At 55.7% G+C, this 1438-nt stretch carries 1 protein-coding gene; it reads right to left on the reverse strand.

Annotated features, from left to right (window positions below; genetic code table 11):
• Positions 1-37 precede the first annotated feature (37 nt).
• Complete coding sequence (locus QKE30_RS10740; protein ID WP_347934774.1) at positions 38-1381, reverse strand: IS256 family transposase; 1344 nt, start codon at positions 1379-1381, stop codon at positions 38-40.
• Between the last annotated feature and the right edge of the window lie 57 nt (positions 1382-1438).

The following is a 1438-nucleotide window of genomic DNA, read 5'->3' on the forward strand; positions in this document are numbered from 1 at the left end:
GGAGCGTGTCAAGTTGTTTGTGTGTGGGGCTTGATTTCTAGAGGTATTGGTCGAAGCGGTCGGGGTAGGCCACGGCCATTTGGTTGATGGCTTGTTTCCACCCGGAAACCTTCCTGCCTTCGATTAGACGGCTGGCAGTGGCTGCGACTCGTTTACCTTCCTTGGCGCGTCTAGCAGCGCGTTTGTCTTCGATATTGCAGATCATCAACCACAGAGTCTTCAACGCGGACTCATCATTGGTGAACTGCACCCGGTTGCGGGTAGCTTTGCGCAGCTCATTGTTAAACGACTCGATAGAGTTCGTCGTATAGATAACCTTCCGGGCCGCCGGCGGGAACTGCAAGAACGGCGCGAACCGTTCCCACGCGTCCTGCCACACCTTCACTGACCTGGGGTATTTCTCGCCAAGCTCAGAGGATGCGAACTCAGCCAGTGCTGCAGCAGCACTGGACTCATCAGGGGCGGTATAGACCTTTTTCAATGCCGCTGACACGGCCTTGCGATCCCCGTAGGCCACCCACCGGTTGGCGGCACGAATCAGGTGCACGATACAGGTTTGCACCATAGAGCCAGGCCAAGTTGCCTCCACTGCCTCAGGCAAGCCTTTGAGCCCGTCACAGCAGACAATGAAGACATCCTTGACTCCACGATTCGACAAGTTAGAGCACACCTGCGCCCAAAAGGATGCGCCTTCTTCCTTGGCTATCCAGAGTCCCAGGATGTGCTTGATTCCCTCGACGTCCACACCGATGGCCATATAGGCGCTCTTGTTGACCACGCGGCCACCGTCACGGACTTTGATACGCAACGCGTCAAGGAAGATGACGGGGTAGAACTCGTCTAGCTGGCGGTTTTGCCACACCATGACTTCATCAAGGACGGCGTCAGTTACAGCGGAGATCGTCTCATGGGAAATATCCACCCGCATGGCGGTGGCCATATGGTGCCTGATATCGCGGATGGTCATCCCGCCGGCATACAAACTCACAATCATGTCATCGACGTCGGTCAAGCGCCGGGAGCCCTTTGGAACCATGGTCGGGATAAACGTACCGGCTCGGTCCCTGGGCACGTCCACAGTGACTGGCCCGTAGTTGGAATCAACGGTCTTTGAATACGATCCGTTACGGTGGTTGTCGGTCCCAGCTGCAGCTTTGGCGTCTCTATCGCCCGAGGAGTAGCCCAAGTGGGCATCCATTTCAGCATTCAAGCCCCGGGTAATCGAAGCTTGCAACATGCCACGGACCAGGTCATTGGCATCCGTGGTGGAAGTGCCTAATTCATCGATCAGCTTCGCGATTTCAGGGTTAGCAAGAAGCTTTTGCTCAATCGCGTCAATCTTGGCCTTATCGGCCGAGTCTCGTCGTGCCACAGTAGTCATTCTGGCTTATCTCCTTATGCGGGATGGAATCCCACACACAAACCATCAGACACTCTC

The organism is Corynebacterium sp. c24Ua_83 (assembly GCF_039907245.1).
Classification (GTDB): domain Bacteria; phylum Actinomycetota; class Actinomycetes; order Mycobacteriales; family Mycobacteriaceae; genus Corynebacterium.

What these genes read in the sequence shown, in the direction of transcription:
- QKE30_RS10740 (WP_347934774.1), bottom strand. Translation starts at nt 1,381, where the DNA reads ATGACTACTGTGGCACGACGAGACTCGGCCGATAAGGCCAAGATTGAC.